This window comes from Pseudomonas sp. R37(2017) (genome assembly GCF_002113375.1).
GTDB lineage: Bacteria > Pseudomonadota > Gammaproteobacteria > Pseudomonadales > Pseudomonadaceae > Aquipseudomonas.
Map to the genome: position 1 here is coordinate 1 of NZ_NEHO01000023.1, position 22,413 is coordinate 22,413.

Genomic DNA, 22,413 nt, shown 5'->3' on the forward strand with positions numbered 1-22,413 from the left:
CAAGATCGTCGGCGAGCTGCCCAACCCGCTGAACCCGCCGCCGGGCTGCGCGTTCCACAAGCGCTGCCCGTACGCCACCGAACGCTGCAAAACCGAAGAGCCGGCCCTGCGCCTGCTTGACAGGCGTCAGGTGGCTTGCCATTACGCGGAGGACATCAGCGACTGAGCCACCGGCTTGACAGGCCGCGGCTTCATGCCTGGAAGACTGCTGTTGAACGAGGCTGTGTAAAAACGTGTTAGAGCAGGTTTGACGGTCAGAACCAGAACGAAAATCGTGTTCCTACGCAAATTTCAGGTCTGGCCGACTAGCCAAGTGCTGGCAGATTTTACGTAGCAACGCAGACTTCCAAACGGTGTCTGCGTTTTTACACACTCAGGGCCGGTTTCAGCCGGTCGTGACAGGCGGAAATCGGCCACGAGCGGTCTGTCGACTGACTAGGTTGAGATGGTTAAGCTGGCATGTTTTCAAGCGCAGGGTTCGACGCATGACAGAGGAATATCAAGGAAGCTGCCTATGCGCAGCAGTCAGCTACGAGCTACTCACTCCACCAAAAGCAGTGAGTCATTGCCATTGCAGCCAGTGTCGCAAAGGTCACGGAGCAGCATTCGCTTCGTACGGCAGCGTTCCCCGCAAAGCGCTACGGATACTTAACGGCGCCACCTGCATCAAAACCTATGCGTCCTCCGAGACGGTGTTACGCGAGTTCTGCGCGACCTGTGGATCGACGTTGTTCTGGTCACGATCTCAAGGTGATTTTGCCGAATGGGTTTCGGTAGCGCTGGGCACGCTAGACACGCCCTTCACGCCTCAAAAGCAAAAACACATTCATGTCGACTCCGCAGTCCACTGGTATACGCCATCCAGCTTATGTCCCGAGATCGACTGACAGCTGTGGGTCGGTTAGCGACCACCACGCACCGTGACTAATCCAACCTTGTCCTCCCTCAATGTGGAGGACGAGCCATGAACACTATTGCTACATACAACCATCAGCCTTGGAACAAGGGAAAACTTGTCGGGCAAAAAGCCCCGCTCCGAGTCAGAGATATCTGGGCCATCCGGGTCAGACTCCAGCTCGCGGAGAAGACACGGGATCTGGCCCTTTTCAACTTGGCCATCGACAGCAAGCTGCGCGCCTGTGACTTAACCAAGCTGCGAGTACGAGACATAGCCCATGGGGAACATGTGTCGTCACGGGCCATCGTGATGCAGCAGAAAACTCAGCACCCAGTCCAGTTTGAAATTACTGAGCAAACCCGAACAGTTCTGGAGGCTTGGATGCATCAGGCCCACCTCCGCAGTGAGAACTTCTTGTTTCCGACCCGGTTGCACGGCTCAGATCATCTCTCCACCAGGCAATACGCTCGCATAGTCAAAGCCTGGGTAACAGCCATTGGCCTTGACCCAACCATGTACGGTACTCACACGCTACGGCGAACCAAGGCATCGTTAATCTATCGTAGGACAAAGAACTTGAGAGCAGTCCAACTCTTGCTTGGTCATACGAAGCCTGAAAGCACCGTCAAATACCTAGGCATCGAGGTCGATGATGTTCTGGAAATGGCTGAGCAGACGGAGGTGTAAATCCCCCAGCGACGGTCACAACTTAACCGTCGCTATCCGACCAGAAGCAGGCACAAGCCCGTCTCAACTGGAGCACTCTCTCAAGCTGCTCTAGAAGCTCGCGGTTGTGGTGTGAAGATTGACCAGTTTCCATTGGCCCATTTTCACCACATAAACCTCTGTATAAACCAGTTTGTAAACGCTACCTCCATTCACGGTAAACGCAGCTTTACCAGTAACGACAGCCACTTCTCCATACACCCTTGCGGAAGCTTCTTTTAGAGCGATTTTGTCGTATCTAAACCGTTTGCTTCGCAGTTCACTCATCCATTCCTGTTTCGTGGTGACAAACCCGGTGATGTGCACAAACACCAGGTTGTCATCGAATAAATCCTCGATGAGGTCGAAATCCCCTGCTGTTTTCCAACGGAACTTTTCCATGGATAGACTAAGAATTTCACTTTCCCAAGAGGAAGTGTTGCATGGCATGAGCATATTGGAAGGTATCTCAACGGTTATGACTATGGGCTTTTGGGGAGGGGCTAAAGGCGTGCCTCTAAAAAGACACGCCTGCGGTATCAGTCTTCAGACATCGACAGCAAACCCTCGTCCAGCCGGCCACCCTGGATATTGATTACCGACAATTGCTCATCGATCTCGCGCAGGTCCGTTGCGGTCAGCTCAAGCTCGATCGATTTGATGTTGTCGTCCAGGTATTCGATTTTGTCCATTCCAGGGATGGGCACAATCCACGGCTTTTGGGCCAGTAGCCAGGCCAGTGCAATTTGCACCGGGGTCGCGTTCTTTTTCGCGGCCATGGCGCGGAGCATGTCCACCACCGGCATGTTGGCCTGCATCGCCGCCTGGGTGAAGCGCGGGAAATTCGCTCGCAGGTCGGTGGCGTCGTCAAACTTCGTGTTGGCATCGATGGTGCCAGTCAAAAAACCGGTCCCCAGCGGTCCCCAAGGCACAAATCCAATGCCCAGTTCTTCGCACACAGGGATCACTTCAGCCTCTGGCTCCCGTGTCCAGATCGAGTACTGGTTCTGCACCGCTGCAACCGGGTGCACGGCATGCGCTCTGCGAATGGTCGAGGCGCCGGCTTCGGACAAGCCATAGTGCAAAACCTTGCCCTCGGTGATCAGGTCTTTCAGCGTCCCCACCACGTCCTCAATCGGCACATTAGGGTCAACACGATGCTGGTAGAAAAGATCGATATAGTCTGTCTTCAAGCTGGCCAGCGAAGCTTCGGCCACCGCTCGAATGGTTTCTGGTCGGCTGTCGGTGCCGACAATGCCACCGTTCTCCAGCTTGAAACCAAACTTGGTCGCGATAATGACTTGGTCACGAAACGGAACGAGAGCTTCACCGAGCAGCATTTCGTTGGTGTAGGGGCCGTAGGCCTGTGCCGTGTCGAAGAAGTTGATACCCCGCTCCACGGCAGCGCGAATAACCTTCACGCCTTGGCTTTGTTCGACGGCTTTGCCGGTGCCGAAGCTCAGGTTCATCACGCCCATGCCCAAGGCAGACACTTCAAGGCCGCTGCTGCCCAACTTGCGAGTCATCATTTTTCACCTTTTGCGTTAGCAGTTAGTTTTGATGCCGCCAGTGTGTGCCCACGAGAAACGCTGCTCCGCTGTGCTTTTGCCCGACCTGTTGTGATTTTGCTTATATATTCAGGATTGGTGGTGCGCATGCCCTGCTCCCACTTCAAAGCCCAGGCGAGGCAAATCTGTCGTCCTATCGGAGCGCACCATGATCAACACTTCAGTCCCGCAGATGACTTCAGCCGAACACCTTGATGCCTACCCCGCCGGCCAGCGAGTGAGCACCACCAACGGCCCCGCCTGGCAAGACGTGCGGCTGTCCGTGTTCTCGCTGGCGTCAACCTCGGAGGTCTTCAGCATGCCGGCGGTCGCTGAGCCTTTGATCGTCTGGGTGACCTCGGGTGAGGCTGAAACCCAGGAGCGCGAGGAAGACGGCCCGTGGATGATCAGCCGGATTAAACAAGGCTCGCTGTTTGTAACTGCCGCCGGTGCGCCTTATGACTTTCTCTGGAAACGCTTGAGCACCGAGCCGTTCGAAGTGGTCATGGTGCTTCTTAACCTGGCGCTGTTCGAGGAGGCCTTGCACGACCTCTACGGTGCGAACGCTAAGCACGCCACACTTCGCGATATCTCGGGGTTCGAAGATTCGCAACTGGTCACCTTGCTGCAATGCTTGCGCGAAGAAGCCGACCGTCCCGAGGCCAGTAAACTGTTTACTCACGGCATCGCCCAAGCCTTGTGCATCCATCTGGCCCGCCACTACGTAGAACTCGATACAGGCTCGATCAAGGGGGCGTCATCCCTGCCAGCCTTCAAGCTGCGCCGGATCACCGCCTGGATGGCCGAGCATTTGGCCGAGGAGTTCAGTCTGGCGCTGCTGGCCGAACAGGCAGGCATGAGCGAGTACCACTTCAATCGCCTGTTCAAACGCGCCGTGGGCATTGCACCGTCGCAATATCAAATCAAATTGCGTATAGACACGGCACGACGTCTGTTGCGCGAAACAGAGATGACGGTCATCACGATCGCGAACGAAGTCGGATACTCCAACCCGAGTCACTTCTCTCGCATATTCCGCAAAGACACCGGTTTTTCACCGAGCGACTACCGGCGCCAGCGCTAACCCACCCTCCCCGGCGCGCGGCAGATACTTACAACTCTACAACATGAATCTGATGCGCGTTGTTGGTGCCGGTGAGGATTAGTTCTTGTAACGCAAAGCGTCCACCAGCAAAGCAAATGCGGGCGATGCCTGGCGCCGACTCGGGTAGTAGAGATGGAACCCGGCGAACAGCGGCGACCAGTCTTCCAGCACATGAATCAGCCGGCCAGTCTTGAGGTGGGGCGTGACCAGGTCGTGGGGAATGTAGCTCAGTCCGAAACCATCCAGCGCCGCCTGCAGCAGCTGGTAAACGCCGTTGTATGTCACTTGGCCCGTCACGCGAACCTTGAGGCTTTCACCATCCTTGGAGAACTCCCAGGCGTACAGGCCACCGTTTGTGGGCAGTCGCAGGTTATTGCATAAATGATTGGTGAGTTCTCGGGGAGTCTTGGGCAATTCACGGTTTGCAAAGTAGGCAGATGAGCCAACCACCGACATACGCATATCCGGCCCGATACGCGTGGCGATCATGCCTTCTGCCACGTCCTCACCCAGCCTGATCCCGGCGTCAAAGCCTTGGGCTGCAATGTCGACAAAGCTGTAATCGCAGCAGACTTCCACCGAGATGTCCGGGTATTTGGGCAAAAACTCTTTCAGCACGGGCCGGATGATGAGATCCAGTACATGGTCCATGGCGTTGATGCGGATACTGCCAGCGGGGGTATCGCGCAGATCACTCAGACCTGCCAGCTCGATTTCAATCTCCTCAAAACGGGGTCCGACCTTACTGATCAAACGCTCGCCCGCCTCGGTGGGCGAAACGCTGCGCGTGGTACGGGTCAGGAGCCGCAGGCCGAGTCGCGCTTCCAGGCCACGAATGGTATGGCTTAGCGCCGATTGAGAAACCCCCAGCTTGGCAGCGGCCTTGGTAAAGCTCCTTTCCCGGGCGACAGCAAGAAAGGCGAGCAGATCGTTGGCATTTTCCCGCAGCATTAATGAATCACTCACATAAGTCTATTCTGATTCTAGCGGCTAATCATCTTAATACGCAGCTGATAAATTTGTGACCTTGCTCTGGGTCAGCTGACCGCACGCCTGCCAGGTTCAGGAGGCGCTTTTGAGTTCTCCATGTTCCGCTCCGTTATTCGTCAATCCAGGCCGTCACTGACGGCTGTTGCCTAAGGGGGATCGTCATGAAAAGCCTCGCAGCCACGGCATTATCGCTGTCATTGCTCGCTCTTGATGTACCCGCAGAGGAAAAATCCATGCTAGTCATCAACACCAACGGCTCGCAGCCATCGGCCAAGGGACCCGCCGATTATTTCACCGGCACTGTTCGCGTCGACGCGCCGTTCAAGGGCACAGAAGACGCTCGGGTCAGCGGCGCCACCGTGACCTTCGAGCCGGGTGCGCGCACTGCCTGGCACACTCATCCTTTAGGCCAGACCCTGATCGTCACCGCTGGCTCCGGCCTGGTGCAGGAGCTGGGCCAGCCGGTGCGTTCCATCAAACCGGGCGATACGGTGTGGATTCCACCGAACGTCAAACACTGGCATGGCGCGACCGCGACCACTGCGATGACTCACATCGCCATTGCCGAGGTTCTGGACGGCAAGGTGGTCGACTGGATGGAACAGGTCAGCGACGAACAATATGCCCAAGGACTTTGATACCGCTGAAACGCCATCCGACCGCCAGAGCCTGTCGACGCTGGCCATCCTCAGTATGTTGATGGCGTTCGCCTCGGTTTCCACCGATCTGTATCTGCCCGCCTTGCCCGCCATGGCCCACGCCCTGCACGCCAACGCCGGCCAAGTGGAGCTGACTATCTCCGGATACCTGATCGGCTTCAGCCTTGGGCAGTTGTTGTGGGGGCCAATTGGAGACCGTCATGGTCGCCGCTTGCCGATTGCTCTGGGTTTGGTGCTATTCATCATTGGCTCTGCGGGGTGCGCGCTTTCCGACAGCGCCAGTGTGATGATCGCCTGGCGTGCCGTGCAAGCAGTGGGAGCCTGCGCCAGCGTAGTGCTGGCACGCGCGATGGTCCGTGACCTGTACAGCGGGCATCGTGCCGCGCAGATGCTTTCGACCCTGATGACGGTCATGGCTATCGCGCCGCTGCTGGGGCCCAGTCTCGGTGGACTGATCCTGCATGTGGCGTCGTGGCGGGCGATCTTCTGGGCACTGGTGCTGGTCGGGATAGGAACCCTCGCAATGCTCTATGTTCTGCCGGAAACCCTGCCCCCTCAGCGCCGTAATCGGGAACCTCTCAGTAATGCGCTGAGCCGCTATGTGCGGTTGCTGGGCGACCGCAGCGTCCTCGGTTACATCGGTGCCGGTGGATTCTTCTACGGTGCAATGTACGCCTACATTGCAGGAACGCCCTTCGCCTACATCAGCTACCACCACGTCTCACCCCAGCAATACGGCGTGCTGTTCGCCGTAGGCATAGTCGGCATCATGCTGACCAATCAACTCAACTCGCGCTGGGTGGCACGCCATGGCAGCGACCGCTTGATGCGGATGGGCACCCTGGCCGCCGTGCTGTCGGCGCTGCTGCTGGCCATCGACGCCTGGACTGACTGGGGTGGCCTTGCGGGGCTGGTGATCCCGCTGTTCCTGTTTGTGTCCGCGACCGGTTTCATCGTGGCCAATTCTATCGTAGGGGCCATGAGTGCGTTCCCCGAGTTCGCCGGAGCGACCTCGGCACTGGTCGGCTCTCTGCAATACGGCACAGGCATTCTCGGCTCAGGTCTGGTTGGCACGTTCGCCGATGGCACCCCCCGGCCGATGGCGGCGGTGATCCTGTTGTTTGGCGTCGGCAGCCTGCTCTGCGCCAAATGGCTCGTCCCCGAAGTAAAAGTACCGACTGCCACAGCGGCATCTCTTTAGAAGAAACACTCAGCCAATGGGATTGAATTTCACACGAGGTTTTCCATGAAAAACACCCGTAAAGTCACAGTCGTCATCGGGGCCGGATCGATAGGTCAGGCGATTGCCCGCCGCGTCAGCGCGGGTAAACACGTCGTGCTGGCTGACCTTCGCCAGGAGAACGCCGATGCAGCGGCCAAGGTGTTGCTCGATGCAGGGTTCGACGTCACGACAGCCATCGTCGATGTGTCCTCGCGTGAGTCGGTGCAAGCGCTGGTTCAGACGGCAACCGCCATCGGTGATATCACCGGCGTAATCCACGCTGCGGGTGTTTCACCTTCGCAAGCGCCGGTGGCGACCATCCTGCGTGTGGATCTGTACGGCACCGCGCTGGTGCTGGAGGCATTCGGTGACGTGATCGCCGAAGGTGGTTCGGGGATTGTTATCGCCTCGCAATCCGGGCATCGCTTGCCTGCCCTGACACCTGAGCAGAATAAGGCGCTGGCAACCACGCCCGTCGAAGAGCTATTGGCGCTGCCGATGCTGCAAGCCGACAAGGTGACGGACCCGCTGAATGCTTACCAGATATCCAAGCGCGGCAACTCACTGCGCGTGATGGCCGAGGCCGTGCGCTGGGGCAAGCGCGGAGCACGTGTCAACACCATCAGCCCCGGCATCATCTTCACCCCGCTGGCCAGAGACGAATTAAGCGGCCCGCGAGGCGAAGGCTACCGCCGCATGATCGACCTCAGTGCCGCGGGCCGTGGCGGCACACCCGATGAAGTGGGTGCCGTCGCGGCACTACTGATGGGGCCTGAAGGGACTTTCATCACCGGCAGCGACTTCCTCATGGACGGCGGTGTCACCGCAGCCTACTGGTACGGCGACCTGGCGCCTCAGTAGGACGACTGGCGTTCACCGGAAGCAAGTCCACCCCTCTCCCATTTCTAGCGTTTTCGAGGACTCCCAATGAAGACCGTAGGCTACGCAGCCCTTACCGCCGAATCACCCATGGCACCGTTCGTGTTCAATCGTCGTGCCCTGCGTCCCAACGACGTCGCCATGGAAATTCTCTACTGTGGCGTCTGCCATTCGGACCTGCACACTGCACGCAATGATTGGGGCTGGACGGTTTACCCGGCGTTGCCTGGCCACGAAATTGTCGGTCGGGTCACCTCCGTGGGTGCCGACGTGGGCCGCTACGAAGTGGGCGACATCGTTGCCGTCGGCTGCATGGTGGACAGCTGCATGGAGTGTGATCAGTGCCGCAAGGGCGAAGAGCAATTGTGCCGCGAAGGCAATACCAACACCTATAACGGTCAAGACCGGGTGACCAGGGAAAATACCTACGGCGGTTACTCCAAGCACCTTGTGGTTCGCGAAGAGTTCGTCTTGCGCGTGCCCCAAAACCTGGATCTGGCAAAAGTCGCTCCCCTGCTGTGCGCGGGCATTACCACCTACTCGCCGCTGCGCAGCTGGAATGTCGTGCCCGGCAGTCGCGTTGCCGTGATCGGTCTGGGCGGGCTGGGTCACATGGCGGTCAAACTGGCCCACGGCATGGGTGCCAAGGTCACCGTACTGAGTCGCTCCGCCGACAAAAAAGACGACGCTCTGGCGCTTGGCGCCGATCACTTCCTGCTGTCGACCGACAGCGACGCGATGACCAAGGCGCAGTCGAGCTTCGACCTGATCATCGACACCATTCCGGTGAAGCACAGCGTCGACCCTTATGTATCGCTACTGGATGTCGACAGCACGCTGGTCCTGGTCGGCCAGGTCGGTCCGATGGCCGAACACAATTCAGTGCCGATGCTGCTCGGTCGTTGCCGCATCGCCGGGTCGCCTATCGGTGGCATCAAGGAAACGCAGGAAATGCTCGACTTCTGCGCCGAGAAAAACATCCTGCCCGACTGCGAAATGATCCGCATGGACGAGATCAACCATGCCTTTGACCGGATGGAAAAAGCCGATGTGCGTTATCGCTTCGTCATCGATATGGCGTCCCTGAATCAGGGATCGAATCCATGAAACTGATCATCACCATGCTCGCCAGCGTGGTGTTTTCCGCCTTGGTGGGCACTGATGAAGGCAAGCCCCGGCCTGACCCCGAGGGATCGCAGCCTGATCACCGTGGCCACACTGATCAGACAGAACCAGTCGGCACAACTGGCCTTCCACCTCAACCGCGCAATGGACAACGGATTGACCCGCGAACAGGCGTCAGAAGTGGTCATCCATCTGGCCTTCTATGTTGATTGGCCGAAGGCGATATCGGCAGTGCCGGTACTCAATGACGTGTTCGCTTCGCGCAGCAGGGGCTGACGCCACAAAGCCACTTACAGCCCCTCTGGACACCCGGATTGTTTAAATCGAGCCATGGATAACATTGTCCATGGCGACCTTAACCGGTCAGTCCTGTCTTCGCTCATGGAATTCATACCTGGAAATCAGTCACTGGTGTTTGGGCGAACTAACTTCATGGTTTTAGTCACCGCCGCATTGCTGTTGCTCGCACACAAACACACTGGATGAAGCCTGTTGCTTGAGCAGGGACTCAACTGTTCAGCGAACCAGAGCAGTGTCCGCTTTGGGTCGTTTTTCTGCCTCACTCGACAGGCAGAAATCGGCCAGAAGCGGTCACTCGCGCTTAGGTTTCACAGCGTGTGACAACAGAGGCTGATAGCTGGGTGCACCAAACGATGATCCTCTAAAACCAGCCGCCACAAAGGTGGCGGCCAGCACTCTTTTATAGGCGGACGCATATGGCTGAGGCATAGAATCCGCCTTTCGGGCTGATAAACCAGTCAGTCTGCAACCCAGTGATATAGGTCCCGACTATTGGCGCTTATGCGGAATAACGGGTATACGCAGGAAGTGGAAGCCTTGGGAGACCTTATCCCAATTGAAGTCATAAGAGCCGTAGAGAGTGATTGGCTTGCCGTACGGCTTCGTTGTGCGATAAGTAACAACTGTTCCTGATGTGTAGGTACGGCCGTCACGAAAGTCAAAGTCTTCGGTATCTTTGGAGTACTCAGGCCAGCTTACATAGTGGCTATGATCTGTCGCAACGACCATGAAGCATAGATCTGAGATCGGCCCATACTGCTCGAGATTATGAAGATCTGCAAATACGTCGTAGCGATTGTTAGGCTCTCTCTGGTTTTTCTTTTTAAAAAACTTCAATTCGACGGCGCATGACTGCCGAATTTTAGTGGCTGCATTCGTGTAATAGAAGTAAATATCTATCTTCGCTTTTTCCGAGCCACTCTTTCCGAAAAGCTGCCCCTCTAAAGAAAAAGGTTTCTCAAGTTCAATACTGAAGTGCTCTCCTTGCTCGACCTCAAATAGCTCGCCAACCGACTTGAGAATCGATGCAAATTGGAGCTGTAACGACGCTTCGTTTTCTATCTTTATTCGACCGCTATTTATTTTTTGACGCAGGCACTCATAAGCAAGATCAAATACTCGGACTAGACGATTTTCGGATGAAAACATAAGCCACTCGCGTTGAAAGTAGAAGCTTTAAAAATCGCATCATATAGCATTTGTCGTGAACATTGGATATTTTATTTTCCTTGAATATCCTTTAGTTGATGCAATCTCTGCTAGGAAAAATCTGCGGCAGTTTAATCACGAGTGAGGCCAGTTAATTTAAGCATGGTAGTTCAAATTAGCCACTGAGCATCCATTTTGACCTGATACCTGTCGCCAGCGAATGTATGCTTTGGGTCGAACTCTGCCGGTCTCAACGGGAAGAGATCGGCCATTTTCTGCCAGTCGCGAGAGGCAGAAAGCGACCCGAAGCTGCCCTTCGCAGCCATTGCGGCCTGACTTAAACGAAATGGCCTCCACGGAACCCGGGGCGATTCACACAGACGAAAAATACGCGTGAGTATCGCAACAGTTTCTAACATTTACCTACCGGGGTGGCACAAAGGAAAAAAATGACTACTCTACAAGAGGCTGCGGCTTGGGGAGCAAGTCTTCTAGCGGAAGCCACCGAAAGCCTTTTGACCCATTAGTCTCATTAGGAGGCGAGCATGAGCGAATCCGAGAAGTTGCCCTTCGCACTGGCCGTCCCGTCTGCGACCTCGGCTTTGACACCGGACGATCAGCAGTGGGCCGAATTTTTTGCAAAAGAGCAGGCTTACATTGCATATGTCCTTCCGGCGGGAAGATCCCTTCCGCTAGCCGGACCCGGCTCGACGAATTGCGGTACTTATTGCGGGACGACCGGGAATGGCCTCGACGACATCAGCAATGACATCTCAGAAGACACTGCGTGATTCCGATTGATTCAGGAGGAGAATTATGTCTGCCACGCAGCTTCCAAAAGTTCTGATAATTGCAGACGATGATGATGTCCATGCGCAAGCGTTGTGTCGGCATTACGAAGCTGAAAAGTCAGCCGAGGCCTACCTGCTTAATTCTGCGCACTTTCCTCAACAAGTGAAGCTGACCTACACGACCTTAGAGCAATCTACTATCCTGAAGCTTGCATCAGGTAGGGTCCTAGTAGAGGAGGAGATAACTGGGATATGGTACCGGCGGCCGAAACCACACGAGATAGATCGGGGCATCAGAGAAGACAGAGCCAGGAAGTTTGCCGCCGCAGAAAGCCGGGCTTTGTTCCAAGGTTGGCTGTGTCGCTGTGGAAACAAAGTCGTAAATCCTGTTGCCGCTGATCGGCTCGCCCACTTTAAGCCTTTGCAGCTGGCCAAGGCCAGATCGGTCGGATTGAACGTACCGGACACTTTGATCTCTAACGATCAGTTGGACGTAGCGGAGTTTTTGGATCGCTGGGACAAGAGAGTTATATTTAAGATACTGACTACAACACCATGGCAGGTTACCGAAACGAAGAGTTGGAAGTCCGAATATGATTCGATGCTTGGCTTGATATCCTTGGCCCCAGTGATTTGGCAGCAACGTATAGAACGGGGGCGCGACTTTAGAGTCACAGTTATCGACAATGACGTAGCGGTAGCTGAAATCATCCCCGACCGACCTAACGCCCAGCTTGATTGGAGGTTGGATGTCAGCGCCCGGGTAATTCCTGCGGTGCTATCTAATGAAGTTTGCGAAAGGCTCCTGCGCTTGACGCGAGAGCTTGGTCTTCGCTATGGGGCTATTGACTTAAGAGAGGATAATGACGGCAAGATGTGGTTCTTTGAAGTGAATCCTGGCGGTCAGTTTCTCTTTAAGGATGTTCACGGAAACATTCCCGTTCTGCCGCTAATGGCAAAAGCTCTCGCTCGATCGACAGGTGGAAGTTGATCGAAAGTGAGGGACTGTCGAGTTCCTTTGCTTCATGGCAGCATTCTTCCGATAGAGCAGCGAAATTCGATCTCTACACCCGGCTCCAGTTGCAGCGTTAGACAGGAATCGAGGAATTGGGAACCAGGCTGACCAGCAGCTGATCCCGTCGGTCAATCCTTTGCATTACAGAGACTTTTCCTACGTATCGTCACAACAGTTCTGCAGTTCTGCAGCTCTGCATTGAAGGCAGGAAGCCTGACCGTATTGGGCTCTGGCTTTTGGTGCATTACTCGACGCAGTGGTTCGCTTCGCTGAGGTCGAGCGCTTGCTCCACTGTTTTGCGCACAGGTCGGCTCATGACCAGTTGATCGAGACCGATAAGACCGCTGTCCGGATGTCAGGCGAGGCGGACCAAGTAGGAGTCGTGAGAGTCGGTCTGGATAATCGTGAACGGCTGCTGAGGGTCGGATAGCGACGGTCTGGCCTAGACCGTCGCAGTGGATGGTCAGACTTCTGTCTGCTCTGCCATTTCCAGAGCATCATCAACCTCGATGCCCAAGTACCTGACAGTGCTTTCAAGCTTCGTGTGACCAAGCAAGAGCTGGACAGCTCTCAGGTTCTTCGTCCTGCGATAGATCAGCGATGCTTTGGTTCTCCTTAGCGTATGAGTACCGTACATGCTTGGGTCAAGGCCAATGGCTGTCACCCACGCTTTGACTATTCGAGCGTATTGCCTGGTGGAGAGATGGTCTGAGTCGTGCAACCGAGTCGGAAACAAGAAGTCCTCGCTGCGGAGGCGGGCCTGATGCATCCAAGCCACCAGAACCGTTCGGGTTTGCTCAGTGATTTCAAATTGCACTGGATGCTGGGTTTTCTGCTGCATCACGATGGCCCGTGACGACACATGTTCCCCATGGGCTATGTCTCGTACTCGCAGCTTGGTTAAGTCACAGGCACGCAGCTTGCTGTCGATGGCCAAGTTGAAAAGAGCCAGATCCCGTGTCTTCTCAGCAAGCTGAAGTCTTACCCGGATAGCCCAGATATCTCTGACTCGGAGCGGGGCTTTCTGCCCAACAAGCTTTCCCTTGTTCCAAGGTTGATGGCTGTATGTAGCAATAGTGTTCATGGCTTGTCCTCCACGTTGAGGGAGGACAAGGGTGAATCAGTCACGGTGTGTGGGTCGCTAACCGACCCTTTACGGCCATTCACTGCTGGCAGGCACCTGCCACGTTCCATGAGCGACTGGCCTCGTTGCGTGAACTACAGAGTGGCCAGGGCGAGCACACCCAACACCGGCCAGATAGACGAATGCAATCGCACTGACGACAGGGTTGGAAAGCATTACTCACCACGTGTGGGGAGAGTCCACAAACGACTTGTTAGCCGCTTCAGAACCCCCCGAAACCGACAAACCAGGGAATCAAAGTCCTGCCTTTATGTCCTTCGTACTCCGATTCACTTTCAAGCTGCTTTCGACAATAAAACAAACTGATAATGGCTGGAATAAATAACAAGCTGAACAACCATTGAGGCACATCTGTTGATTTCGAAGTGATTGCCACAATTAAATTAATTAGAGTTATGCCAATAATGATTAGGTTGTATCTAATATGTCGACGCTTCATTGAAGCAAAGCTTTCCCAATCATAAATCAGCCAGTCGTGGGAAAAACCGTCGCATTTAGGACACCTAAGGCTTGGCGGAAGCTTTTCTGCGATACAACCACAGCTAGGGCATCGAACTTTCATGGCGCTATCCTGACACTCTCTCATTAGGTGGACATGCCATGTCGCGTTTCTTGTCTTAGTAAGCGCGAGATCTATCGAAGGGTAACGCGACAGGGGTGACAGCTAGCCCGACTAGGTAAAGAGGATAGCAGGACAGTATCTATTTGCTACTAATTGTCCACCTGCTGCTTTTGGCCGATTGTTGCCTGTCGTCGAGGGCAGTTGTCGACCCAAGCAGCCAGTCGCGCCCTACTGCTGTTCAAGCTTCGAACTCTGGTGAATTGCCGGGGTAGAGTACGCAACGCGCACACAAAAAATTGCGTGGATTGGTAAAGCCTGGTGAGAAGTTTTGTGCTGTTTGAGCATATCTCTCCTCGGGGGGATATGCTTTCCATCATTATCGAAGCGGAAAAACCACCTCAATATTCGATTGGGAGCAGCCATGACCTGGGTCATCACCAAGTACTTCCTGACCGCTGGAGTCGTGGTTCTGGTGTCCGAGCTTGCGAAGCGCAGCGACAAGTTGGGCGGCCTGGTGGCGGCGCTTCCGCTGGTCACTGTGCTGACATTGATCTGGCTCTACGTCGAACATCAGAGCCAGGAAAAGATTGCAAACCACGCCTGGTACACCTTCTGGTATGTGGTGCCGACACTGCCCATGTTCCTGGCGTTTCCGCTGCTGCTTCCCCGGTTGGGGTTCTGGCCGACCTTGATCGGCTGCATCGTCATCACAATGGTGAGTTTCGGACTGTTCGCCCTGTTCGTGCGTCGATTCGGTATTGAGTTGCTCTGAGTAGAACGCCACGCGCAATCGTAAACGGGTAGACCATAAACACGGTATGTGGCGCACTGCGGAGTTTTCGCAATGATTCCAATCATCACGCGCTTCTCATCAAGACTCGCTCTCACGGGCGTCGAGAGGGGCGTGTGGCGGCTACTGGCGGCAAGGAGTCTGCGTGGCTTTTGCGACGGTTTCGTCGCGGTGTTGCTTCCGGCCTACCTGCTCGCACTCGGTATGTCGACGCTCTCGGTCGGCCTGGTCAGTACATCGACCCTGCTTGGTTCCGCGATCGCTACGATGGTGATCGGGATGCTGGGCAATCGCTATTCGCGCCGGTCACTGCTGTTGATCGCTGCCTTGGCGATGACGGCAACGGGCATCGGCTTTTTCAGCTTCTCGACACTGTGGCCTTTGCTCCTGGTGGCATTCGTGGGCACGATGAATCCCAGTGCGGGCGATGTCAGCATGTTTCTTCCCATCGAGCATGCATGCCTTGCCGAGGCGTCGCAAACGCAGACACGCACCTCACTCTTTGCGCGCTACAGCCTCGTCGGAGCGCTTTCAGGTGCACTGGGTGCGCTGCTGGCCGGGGGGCCGGAATGGATCGCTGCTCATCTCGGCGTTCTCCCGCTCTCGGCCATGCGCAGTATGTTCGCGATCTACGCGCTGTCGGGGCTCGCGATCCTGGCCCTGTACATGCGCATGCCTACCCATCAGCCCGCGTCGACAAACGTTCGTACATCGCTTGGGCCATCGAGGTGGATTGTCCTGCGCCTCGCGCTGCTCTTCAGCGTGGATGCGTTCGCTGGCGGACTGGTCGTAAATGCGTTGCTTACCCTTTGGCTCATTGCACGGTTCGATCTTTCAATCAGCGCTGCCGGACAGTTCTTTTTCTGCACGGGATTGCTGAGCGCGGGGTCGCAACTTGCAGCGGCACCACTGGCACGCAAGATCGGCCTTCTGAACACGATGGTATTTACGCACATACCTTCGAGCTTGTTCCTGATCGCGGCAGCCTTCATGCCGTCATTGCCGCTCGCACTGCTGATGCTTTTGCTGCGCAGCGCGCTGTCACAACTCGACGTCCCCACGCGCAGCGCCTACGTCATGTCTGTTGTCACGCCATCAGAGCGAGCTGCGGCGGCGAGTATGACAGCGGTGCCACGTAGTCTCGCCGCAGCCATTGCCCCGACCATTGCCAGCGGATTGATCGGGTTGGGTTGGCTCGCAGCACCGCTACTCGCATGCGGCGTGCTCAAGATCATCTACGATCTGGCGCTGTTGACTGCGTGTCGACATGTCAAGCTCGAGGGGGATTCCTCATGAGCTCACGACGATATAAACCGCGCATCGCCTTGATCGGTGTCGCACTGATGATTGGCTGATGCGTGCCGCCGCCGCGAAGGGCGGTCTGTACGGCAATGACGCCGCTGAGGCGATGTACCCCATCACGCGTACCGATGGCAACGGCCAGACGTTGAATACCGGCAAGCACAGCTACACGCTCACCTTCCCCGCCGGCAAATTACCGCCAGTCAATGCCTTCTGGTCGGTGACCCTGTACGACGGTTAAAGCCAACTGCCGATCAAGAATCCGATCAACCGCTACCTGATCAATTCTCCGATGCTGTCGACCATGAAAAAGAACGCGGATGGTTCACTGACGCTGTATATCCAGAAGGATTCGCCGGGCGAGACCAAGGAGTCCAACTGGTTGCCTGCGCCTGACGACACGGCCTATCTGGTGATGCGCCTCTATTGGCCGAAGGCCACGCCACCTTCGATTCTTCCCGCCGGTGCGGGCAGCTGGCAGCCACCGGCGCTGGTGGTATCGAAGTAGTGCGACTCTTGCGATCCATTGCTGGCACTCGCCGTAGGTCGGTGTAGGCCAGCGCTACCTTTTTGCCAATGGCAGCCGAGCATAAAGGGCTGCTATTGGCCGTTCTCTAACGGTCGCGGCCGGCTGAAGTCGACCCACTGCGGACGGTGCCCCGGACACTTACAGTGCTATCAACGCCACTACAGGTCCCGAGCCCAAGTCTGGCTGACAAGGTCTTTTCCGAAGCTGTGTACCTGTTCCTCTTCGACCAATTGAAAACCTGCTTTCTGGTATAGCTTTCGGGCATCGGCAAGCACACTGGTTGTCCAGAGGATCATGCGCTTGTAGCCCGCGTGCCGCGCAAACCGAAGACTCTCTTCCAGCAACCGATTGCCGATTCCCATGCCCCTGGCGCTCGCATCCACGTAGAGCATCCGCAGTTTAGCGGTCGTCTCGTCATGTTTGACGACAAAGACCGAACCGATGACCGTGCAATCTTTTTCCGCGATCCAGCATCGCTCGCAGGACTGATCGAACTCACGAAGATAGTTGGCGACGATTTCCGCCACCAGCGCTTCGAACTCTGTATTCCAACCGTATTCGCGGGCATAGAGTTGAGCTTGTTGCTGAACAACAATGCCCATGTCACCCGCTCGTGGATCGCGCAGGATGTAGGAGGGATCCCCGTCGCCCAATTGCGTCTGTATCCTTCTCATGGCTTGGATCAATTGCTCTTGCTGTGGCTCAGACAAGCCTTGCAGCATCACCACGACTTCTTCACGAGCGGCTTGCTCCAGCGAGGCCAGCACGGTACGACCTGGCTCGGTGAGCTGGATTTGAGAGGCTCGGGCGTCGATTGCCGAGCGAGACCTGCTGATCAGTCCTTTTTTCTCGAATCCACCGATGACTCGGCTGAGGTAGCCAGCATCCAGGCCGAGCAAATGGCAGAGGTCTGAACTCTTCAGGCCAGTACTGGCGCCCAATTCATAAAGGATGCGTGCCTCGGTCAAGGAAAATTCGGCTTGAAGCAGGTGCTCTTGCAGCGCGCCAATCTGCCGGGTGTAGAAACGGTTAAAACGGCGGACTGTGTCAGCGCGCTCCATGATGGTTGGGGCCATGAAAATTCTCATATAGTTGCTTCTGGCAGCTATATTATTGCCTAAGGCAACTATGTCAATCCTCAGATGTCCAGGTGCATTGGTGGTTTACAGTTACGACAGTTTGGGGATGATCGTCTCCTTTTGGCCGAGAGCCGCAGGTCGCGTAGGGCGGCTCTCGAACTTGAGTGCGCGAGCAGTGAGATTTCGCGGTTCGCCTGTCGCGAGACTGGGCGATTGCCTGCGGCGTCACCGAATGGATTGCCGGATCTGCCCCCCCTGTCCAATAGCAAGTGACATGACGGGATTGAGCGGTGCATATCTGACTGATAGCATCTAGCTATCAATCTCAATGCTCATTCAGGAAGGGAATCCATGTCAAAGAAAGTTCTTGCTGCAGCGCTGGCCGCCATGGGGATGTTGACCGGCATGCAGAATGCGGTGGCTGAAGACAACCTGTTCAAAAATTATGCCTATGACACGCCGATTGCCAAATACACCGAGGCAGCAGGCTACTACGACTGTTCAGCTGAAATAGGGGCTACTGCACGATGCCTGGACGACGTGGATTTTCTGGATCAGAAGTTCACAGCGGCCCTGGTTTTCAGTGGTGACAAACTGATGTTGGTTTCGCTGTTTGCACCCTATGATCGTGACCTGTTCGGTCGCGCCATTGGCGCTCTTGCAAAGACATTTACTCTGGTGTCGCTCGCTGACGGGAAATCCGTGCTGGATCTCGTTGAGCTCGCGGGTAGAGCAAAAAACAAGGATGAATACACAGCGAAACTCACGAACTACGAGAGTGTTGCGTTGACCGCCAACGACTTGACCTACTCCTTTGTTGAAGGGCTCACCCTGGCCAAGGGGGCCACCAACGTCCATAGTTTGATGAATTCAGCGCCTGCCAACATCAGGGGCGCTGATTTGATCGTCTCTGGCGAGGGTGACGAGTCCAGCATCATCATTAAGTTTTCTTTCCCGAAACTGGACGAAAACAAGCTTGTTCAGCAAGCCAAGAAGCCAGTCGAGTCGTTCTGACCTCGTGCTTCCATTTGTGTTGAGCCCCGCAATAGCGGGGCTTTTGGTTTTTGGAGGGCTGTATCCTGACACCAGCATTTCGAGTGGCCAGGGCAGCTGAATCGACCGGTTGAATCCACAGCCGTTTTCTGCCTGTCGCGAAGGGCGACAAACGCCCCATAGCCGACAGGCTGAATCCTCCCACAGGCATTCGCGACTAGTATTTCACTGCCGACTCTTTCAAAGCCTGGTTGGATTTCAATCAGGCAACGTCGGGTCTTGAGCATTGTTTGTTTCGGTCCAGGGGAAACCGGTATGACAAATCCGCAAGTCAAAGCCGAATCCGACGAAGATTTGGGTCAGATGGTAATAGGGCAAGGGCCGTGCACCTATCTGTTGCTGCTCTTGCTGGGATTGATTCTCCTGTTCCCCTTTCTTGAGGAAGGGATATTTGCGCGTACGCTGCTCGGCATTCTGTTTTCAATCGTGCTGCTCGTGGGTGCTTCCGTCACCCGGCAGACGCGGCGAGGGTTCATCCTGAAACTGGGCCTGGCGTTGCTTGGTGTTGGCCTTCAATGGGTGGCGTTGTGGACTGAGAGTCTTGCGATTCTTTACCTTGCCGGGATTTCTTATGCGGCGTCCCTGGCAGTCTCGTTCATCGGAGTGCTGCGCTATATCCTCAAACGCGGGCCGATTACCGCCGACAAGCTGCATGCCGCCCTGGCGGGTTACATCATGCTGGCCTTCGTCTGGTCCTTCGTCTATGCCCTGGTCGAGATGTCCAGCGCTGGCTCATTCGGCCCTGCCCCTCTCGACTTCGCACAACCCGGCACTTTCTTCAAACTGATCTATTTCAGCCACACGACGCTCACGACCACCGGTTACGGTGATGTGATCCCGTTGACCAACCATGCCCGCTCACTGGTGATGATCGAAGAGTTTTCAGGCGTCTTTTACGTTGGCGTGGTGATCGCACGGCTTGCCGGTCTGTATCCGTCGATTCAGACCAGGTGAATCCAGATTTTCCTGAGCCATCCTCGGGCATCAGTGGTCGGTGCGGGCTGTTGCGACTGATCGAAATCGCATTCGGCAAAACGCATTGGGCCGGTGATCAAACCGACCCAATGCCATAGGAGCTGATCCATTTGCCGCGAATCGACTAACCCAACGTGTTAAGGCACACCACCTTGGGTTGAGTCATTTCCTCATAGGCAAAGCGCACCCCTTCCCGGCCCAGGCTACCGTACTTTGAGCCGCCAAACGGCATTGCATCAAAGCGGTAGTCGGAAGAGTCGTTGATCATCACGCCCCCGGCTTCGATTCTCCGTGCGGCGCTCATCGCGGTTGCCAGATCATTGGTGAAGATCCCCGCATGCAGGCTGTATTCGGGCTCATTGGCCAACGCGATGGCTTCATCGAAACGCTCGAAGCATTGCAGTACCACCACCGGAGCGAAGACCTCATTGCGCCAGAGTCGACTGGCGTGATCGACGTTTTCCAACACAGTGGCGGCATAACACGATCCTTCACGCCGATGACCGCAGAGCAATGTGGCGCCCTCCTGCAAGGCCTCGTTCACCACTTGTTCGGCATTCTGCGCGGCTTGCGCAGTAATCATGGGGCCGATATCGGTATCGGCCAGCAATGGGTCGCCGACCACAAGCGCGCGGGCCTGGCTGACAAAACGCTCTCGGAACGCTTCATAGATCGACGCCTGAATCAGCAAGCGCTGGGTGCCTACGCAGTTCTGTCCCGCTGCCCAAAAGGCCCCGGATACGCAACTTTCGACAGCCGCCTCAAGGTCGCAATCGTCCATGACGATGACTGGCGCATTGCCGCCCAGGTCCATGGCCAGTTTCTTCAGCCCGGCTGTGCGAGCGATCTGCTCGGCGGTGACGAAACCGCCGGTGAAGGAAATCATCCGCACCTCTCGGGCGGCGACCAACGCCTTGCCCAGTTCCGCGCCGCCGGTGGCGACTGTAACCACCGATTCAGGCAAGCCTGCTGCGACCAGATAAGACACCAGTCTAATGGCCGACAAGGGTGCGAGCTCGGAGGGTTTGAGAATCACCGCATTACCGCCCGCAATGGCCGGACCGAGTTTGTGCGCCACCAGGTTCAACGGATCGTTGTATGGCGTGATCGCCACGATCAGTCCCAAGGGCTCGCGAGAAAACCAGCCCTGACGCGACTCGGAGCCTTCATAAGCGTCGAAAGGCACCACCTCCCCGGCATTGCGCCTGGCCTCCTCGGCCGACAGTTTGAGGGTGTTGACGCAACGCTTGACCTCCTTTTCCGCTTGTTTGAGGGTCTTCCCGGCCTCGTCGACGATCAGCCTGGCAAACACGCTGGCATCACGTTCAATGTTGATCGCCGCTTGCTCAAGAATACGAGCCCGACGATGACGCGCCAACGCGGCGCACGCGCGTGCACCGCTGCGTCCCGTCTCCAACAACTGCGGCACCTGCGACGCACAGACATTCGTTACGCTACCGATGACGGAACCGTCATAGGCGTTCAAGACTTCAATGGACGGTTCCACGATATCCAGAACCAGGCGCGATAGTTTCACAGGCTTACTCCTGGTTGCGTGCAATGGATTGATGGATGCTGATGATGTCCGAGAGCAGCGCAAACGCTGTTTCCGTGCGCCCGGCGCCCGGCCCCGAAACCGTTACCGCACCGAGCAGTTCAGAGGTAAACGACACCGCGTTCGTTGCGCCGCCGATACTGGCCAGCGGATGGTCGTTGTTCAACAGCCGCGGTTCGACACTGGCGCTGATCGATCCGTCGGCATTACGCATCGCCGACCCGATCAGCTTCCAGCGAGCGCCGTCCTGCCGCGCTTTTTCGATGTCGCCAAGGCTGAGGGAGGAAATGCCGCTGCACGTGACGTCACTGACCTTCAGCTTCGCGTCCAGCAGTTCGTTCGCCAGGATCACCACCTTGAGGCGTACATCATGACCTTCGACATCCGCCGTCGGGTCGGCTTCGGCGTAGCCCAGCGCCTGAGCCTTTTCGACGGCCTCGGCAAACCCCAGGCCGCCTTCCATGCTGGTCAGCACGAAGTTGGACGTGCCGTTGAGAATGCCTTCAAAACCGACAATGGAGCTGCCGGCCAGCGCCTGCCTGGCCAGGCGAATAACGGGCGTGCCGCTCATGACCGAACCTTCGTATTCAAAGGCGACATGCTTGCGTCGAGCCAGTGCCTTGAGCTCGGCGCCGTGCAAGGCGATGGGACCCTTGTTGGTGGTGACGACATGCTGGCCGCCCTCCAGCGCCCAACGACAGAACGAAGTCGCCGGTTCACCGTCCACCGGGTTGGTGAAGGTGGCTTCGACGATAATGTCCGCGCCGGAATCCTTGATCACCGCTTCATTGAGGGCTGTGGCGTCGCCACCGGACAGTTGCGCCAATGCACCTTTGACTGCCGGTAACTGGGCGAGCACATTGGCGTCCAGCCCTTGGCGACCGATCACAGAACCGAGAAACAAGTCAGTCACACCGACGATTTTCAGAGTGAATCCCAGTTCTGTTTTCCACTGTTCGTTACGTTCGGCAATCAGCTGAGCCAATGCCCGGTTAACACCGCCAAAACCAACCAGCGCCAATTTGTATTCAGTCATTTT

Annotated in this window: 24 protein-coding genes and 1 pseudogene; 16 read left to right on the plus strand and 9 right to left on the minus strand. The window is 56.3% G+C overall.

Features of this window, described 5'->3' with window-relative positions; genetic code table 11:
• From CAG47_RS25115 to CAG47_RS25125, 3 genes are all read left to right on the plus strand, one after another.
• Positions 1 to 166: oligopeptide/dipeptide ABC transporter ATP-binding protein (locus CAG47_RS25115; RefSeq protein WP_371917245.1), on the plus strand; the 166-nt coding region annotated here is incomplete at its 5' end.
• Positions 167 to 485: 319 nt separating this feature from the next.
• Positions 486 to 887 (plus strand): GFA family protein, encoded by a 402-nt coding sequence (locus CAG47_RS25120; protein WP_085728500.1) that lies wholly within the window; start codon positions 486 to 488, stop codon positions 885 to 887.
• 77 nt (positions 888 to 964) lie between these two features.
• Positions 965 to 1,585, plus strand: coding sequence for a tyrosine-type recombinase/integrase (locus CAG47_RS25125; protein WP_085728502.1), 621 nt, complete (start codon positions 965 to 967; stop codon positions 1,583 to 1,585).
• A 90-nt stretch (positions 1,586 to 1,675) separates the two neighbouring features.
• Here the strand turns inward: CAG47_RS25125 and CAG47_RS25130 are convergent, their stop codons facing one another.
• The 3 genes from CAG47_RS25130 to CAG47_RS29125 all read right to left on the minus strand — a co-directional run bounded on the left by CAG47_RS25130 (position 1,676) and on the right by CAG47_RS29125 (position 3,260).
• The gene (locus CAG47_RS25130; RefSeq protein WP_158091330.1) at positions 1,676 to 2,005 is read right to left on the minus strand and encodes a nuclear transport factor 2 family protein; all 330 of its coding nucleotides are present in this window, start codon (positions 2,003 to 2,005) and stop codon (positions 1,676 to 1,678) included.
• Positions 2,006 to 2,142: 137 nt separating this feature from the next.
• The gene (locus CAG47_RS25135; RefSeq protein WP_085728506.1) at positions 2,143 to 3,132 is read right to left on the minus strand and encodes an aldo/keto reductase; all 990 of its coding nucleotides are present in this window, start codon (positions 3,130 to 3,132) and stop codon (positions 2,143 to 2,145) included.
• Positions 3,129 to 3,260 carry a hypothetical protein gene (locus CAG47_RS29125; RefSeq protein WP_256577537.1) on the minus strand — a complete coding sequence of 44 codons (132 nt, stop codon included), beginning with the start codon at positions 3,258 to 3,260 and terminating at the stop codon, positions 3,129 to 3,131. Before CAG47_RS29125 ends, CAG47_RS25135 begins: the two co-directional genes overlap by 4 nt.
• Before the next feature lie 59 nt (positions 3,261 to 3,319).
• Here CAG47_RS29125 and CAG47_RS25140 point away from each other — a divergent pair, with 59 nt between their 5' ends.
• Positions 3,320 to 4,234: a helix-turn-helix domain-containing protein gene (locus tag CAG47_RS25140; RefSeq protein WP_085728508.1), complete on the plus strand. Its 915-nt coding sequence runs from the start codon at positions 3,320 to 3,322 to the stop codon at positions 4,232 to 4,234.
• Positions 4,235 to 4,312: 78 nt separating this feature from the next.
• Here CAG47_RS25140 and CAG47_RS25145 read toward each other — a convergent pair whose 3' ends face one another.
• Entirely contained in the window at positions 4,313 to 5,206 is an 894-nt protein-coding gene (locus tag CAG47_RS25145) for a LysR family transcriptional regulator (RefSeq protein WP_085728510.1), read from the minus strand.
• A 272-nt stretch (positions 5,207 to 5,478) separates the two neighbouring features.
• On the opposite strand from CAG47_RS25145, the gene CAG47_RS25150 reads away from it, so the two are divergent.
• The 5 genes from CAG47_RS25150 to CAG47_RS25170 all read left to right on the plus strand — a co-directional run bounded on the left by CAG47_RS25150 (position 5,479) and on the right by CAG47_RS25170 (position 9,406).
• Positions 5,479 to 5,883 carry a cupin domain-containing protein gene (locus CAG47_RS25150; RefSeq protein ID WP_008019303.1) on the plus strand — a complete coding sequence of 135 codons (405 nt, stop codon included), beginning with the start codon at positions 5,479 to 5,481 and terminating at the stop codon, positions 5,881 to 5,883.
• Complete coding sequence (locus tag CAG47_RS25155; RefSeq protein WP_085728515.1) at positions 5,867 to 7,105, plus strand: multidrug effflux MFS transporter; 1,239 nt, start codon at positions 5,867 to 5,869, stop codon at positions 7,103 to 7,105. Before CAG47_RS25150 ends, CAG47_RS25155 begins: the two co-directional genes overlap by 17 nt.
• Before the next feature lie 45 nt (positions 7,106 to 7,150).
• Positions 7,151 to 7,987, plus strand: coding sequence for an SDR family oxidoreductase (locus tag CAG47_RS25160; RefSeq protein WP_085728517.1), 837 nt, complete (start codon positions 7,151 to 7,153; stop codon positions 7,985 to 7,987).
• A 66-nt stretch (positions 7,988 to 8,053) separates the two neighbouring features.
• On the plus strand, positions 8,054 to 9,112 hold the full coding sequence (locus CAG47_RS25165) for an NAD(P)-dependent alcohol dehydrogenase (protein WP_085728520.1): 1,059 nt from the start codon (positions 8,054 to 8,056) through the stop codon (positions 9,110 to 9,112).
• 54 nt (positions 9,113 to 9,166) lie between these two features.
• Entirely contained in the window at positions 9,167 to 9,406 is a 240-nt protein-coding gene (locus CAG47_RS25170) for a carboxymuconolactone decarboxylase family protein (RefSeq protein WP_143515926.1), read from the plus strand.
• Positions 9,407 to 9,919: 513 nt separating this feature from the next.
• Here the strand turns inward: CAG47_RS25170 and CAG47_RS25175 are convergent.
• Positions 9,920 to 10,579, minus strand: coding sequence for a hypothetical protein (locus CAG47_RS25175; RefSeq protein WP_085728522.1), 660 nt, complete (start codon positions 10,577 to 10,579; stop codon positions 9,920 to 9,922).
• Positions 10,580 to 11,124: 545 nt separating this feature from the next.
• Between CAG47_RS25175 and CAG47_RS25180 the strand changes: the two genes are divergently transcribed.
• Positions 11,125 to 11,370, plus strand: a complete 246-nt coding sequence (locus CAG47_RS25180) for a hypothetical protein (RefSeq protein WP_085728524.1) — start codon at positions 11,125 to 11,127, stop codon at positions 11,368 to 11,370.
• 25 nt (positions 11,371 to 11,395) lie between these two features.
• Complete coding sequence (locus CAG47_RS25185) at positions 11,396 to 12,361, plus strand: MvdC/MvdD family ATP grasp protein (RefSeq protein ID WP_085728526.1); 966 nt, start codon at positions 11,396 to 11,398, stop codon at positions 12,359 to 12,361.
• A gap of 487 nt (positions 12,362 to 12,848) precedes the next feature.
• Here CAG47_RS25185 and CAG47_RS25190 read toward each other — a convergent pair whose 3' ends face one another.
• Positions 12,849 to 13,469, minus strand: a complete 621-nt coding sequence (locus CAG47_RS25190) for a tyrosine-type recombinase/integrase (protein WP_085728528.1) — start codon at positions 13,467 to 13,469, stop codon at positions 12,849 to 12,851.
• Positions 13,470 to 14,512: 1,043 nt separating this feature from the next.
• On the opposite strand from CAG47_RS25190, the gene CAG47_RS25200 reads away from it, so the two are divergent.
• The 3 genes and pseudogenes from CAG47_RS25200 to CAG47_RS25210 form a co-directional block, all read left to right on the plus strand.
• Positions 14,513 to 14,863, plus strand: coding sequence for a DUF3147 family protein (locus CAG47_RS25200; RefSeq protein ID WP_085728532.1), 351 nt, complete (start codon positions 14,513 to 14,515; stop codon positions 14,861 to 14,863).
• Between the two features lie 72 nt (positions 14,864 to 14,935).
• Positions 14,936 to 16,177, plus strand: coding sequence for an MFS transporter (locus tag CAG47_RS25205; protein WP_085728534.1), 1,242 nt, complete (start codon positions 14,936 to 14,938; stop codon positions 16,175 to 16,177).
• Between the two features lie 49 nt (positions 16,178 to 16,226).
• Positions 16,227 to 16,691: pseudogene (locus CAG47_RS25210) on the plus strand (DUF1214 domain-containing protein); the annotation flags it as partial.
• A 179-nt stretch (positions 16,692 to 16,870) separates the two neighbouring features.
• Here CAG47_RS25210 and CAG47_RS25215 read toward each other — a convergent pair.
• Complete coding sequence (locus CAG47_RS25215; RefSeq protein ID WP_085728536.1) at positions 16,871 to 17,788, minus strand: bifunctional helix-turn-helix transcriptional regulator/GNAT family N-acetyltransferase; 918 nt, start codon at positions 17,786 to 17,788, stop codon at positions 16,871 to 16,873.
• A gap of 354 nt (positions 17,789 to 18,142) precedes the next feature.
• Between CAG47_RS25215 and CAG47_RS25220 the strand changes: the two genes are divergently transcribed.
• Complete coding sequence (locus CAG47_RS25220) at positions 18,143 to 18,805, plus strand: hypothetical protein (RefSeq protein WP_085728538.1); 663 nt, start codon at positions 18,143 to 18,145, stop codon at positions 18,803 to 18,805.
• A 294-nt stretch (positions 18,806 to 19,099) separates the two neighbouring features.
• On the plus strand, positions 19,100 to 19,798 hold the full coding sequence (locus CAG47_RS25225) for a potassium channel family protein (RefSeq protein WP_085728541.1): 699 nt from the start codon (positions 19,100 to 19,102) through the stop codon (positions 19,796 to 19,798).
• A gap of 145 nt (positions 19,799 to 19,943) precedes the next feature.
• Here CAG47_RS25225 and CAG47_RS25230 read toward each other — a convergent pair whose 3' ends face one another.
• On the minus strand, positions 19,944 to 21,356 hold the full coding sequence (locus tag CAG47_RS25230; RefSeq protein WP_085728543.1) for an aldehyde dehydrogenase family protein: 1,413 nt from the start codon (positions 21,354 to 21,356) through the stop codon (positions 19,944 to 19,946).
• A gap of 4 nt (positions 21,357 to 21,360) precedes the next feature.
• Complete coding sequence (locus CAG47_RS25235) at positions 21,361 to 22,410, minus strand: homoserine dehydrogenase (protein WP_085728545.1); 1,050 nt, start codon at positions 22,408 to 22,410, stop codon at positions 21,361 to 21,363.
• Between the last annotated feature and the right edge of the window lie 3 nt (positions 22,411 to 22,413).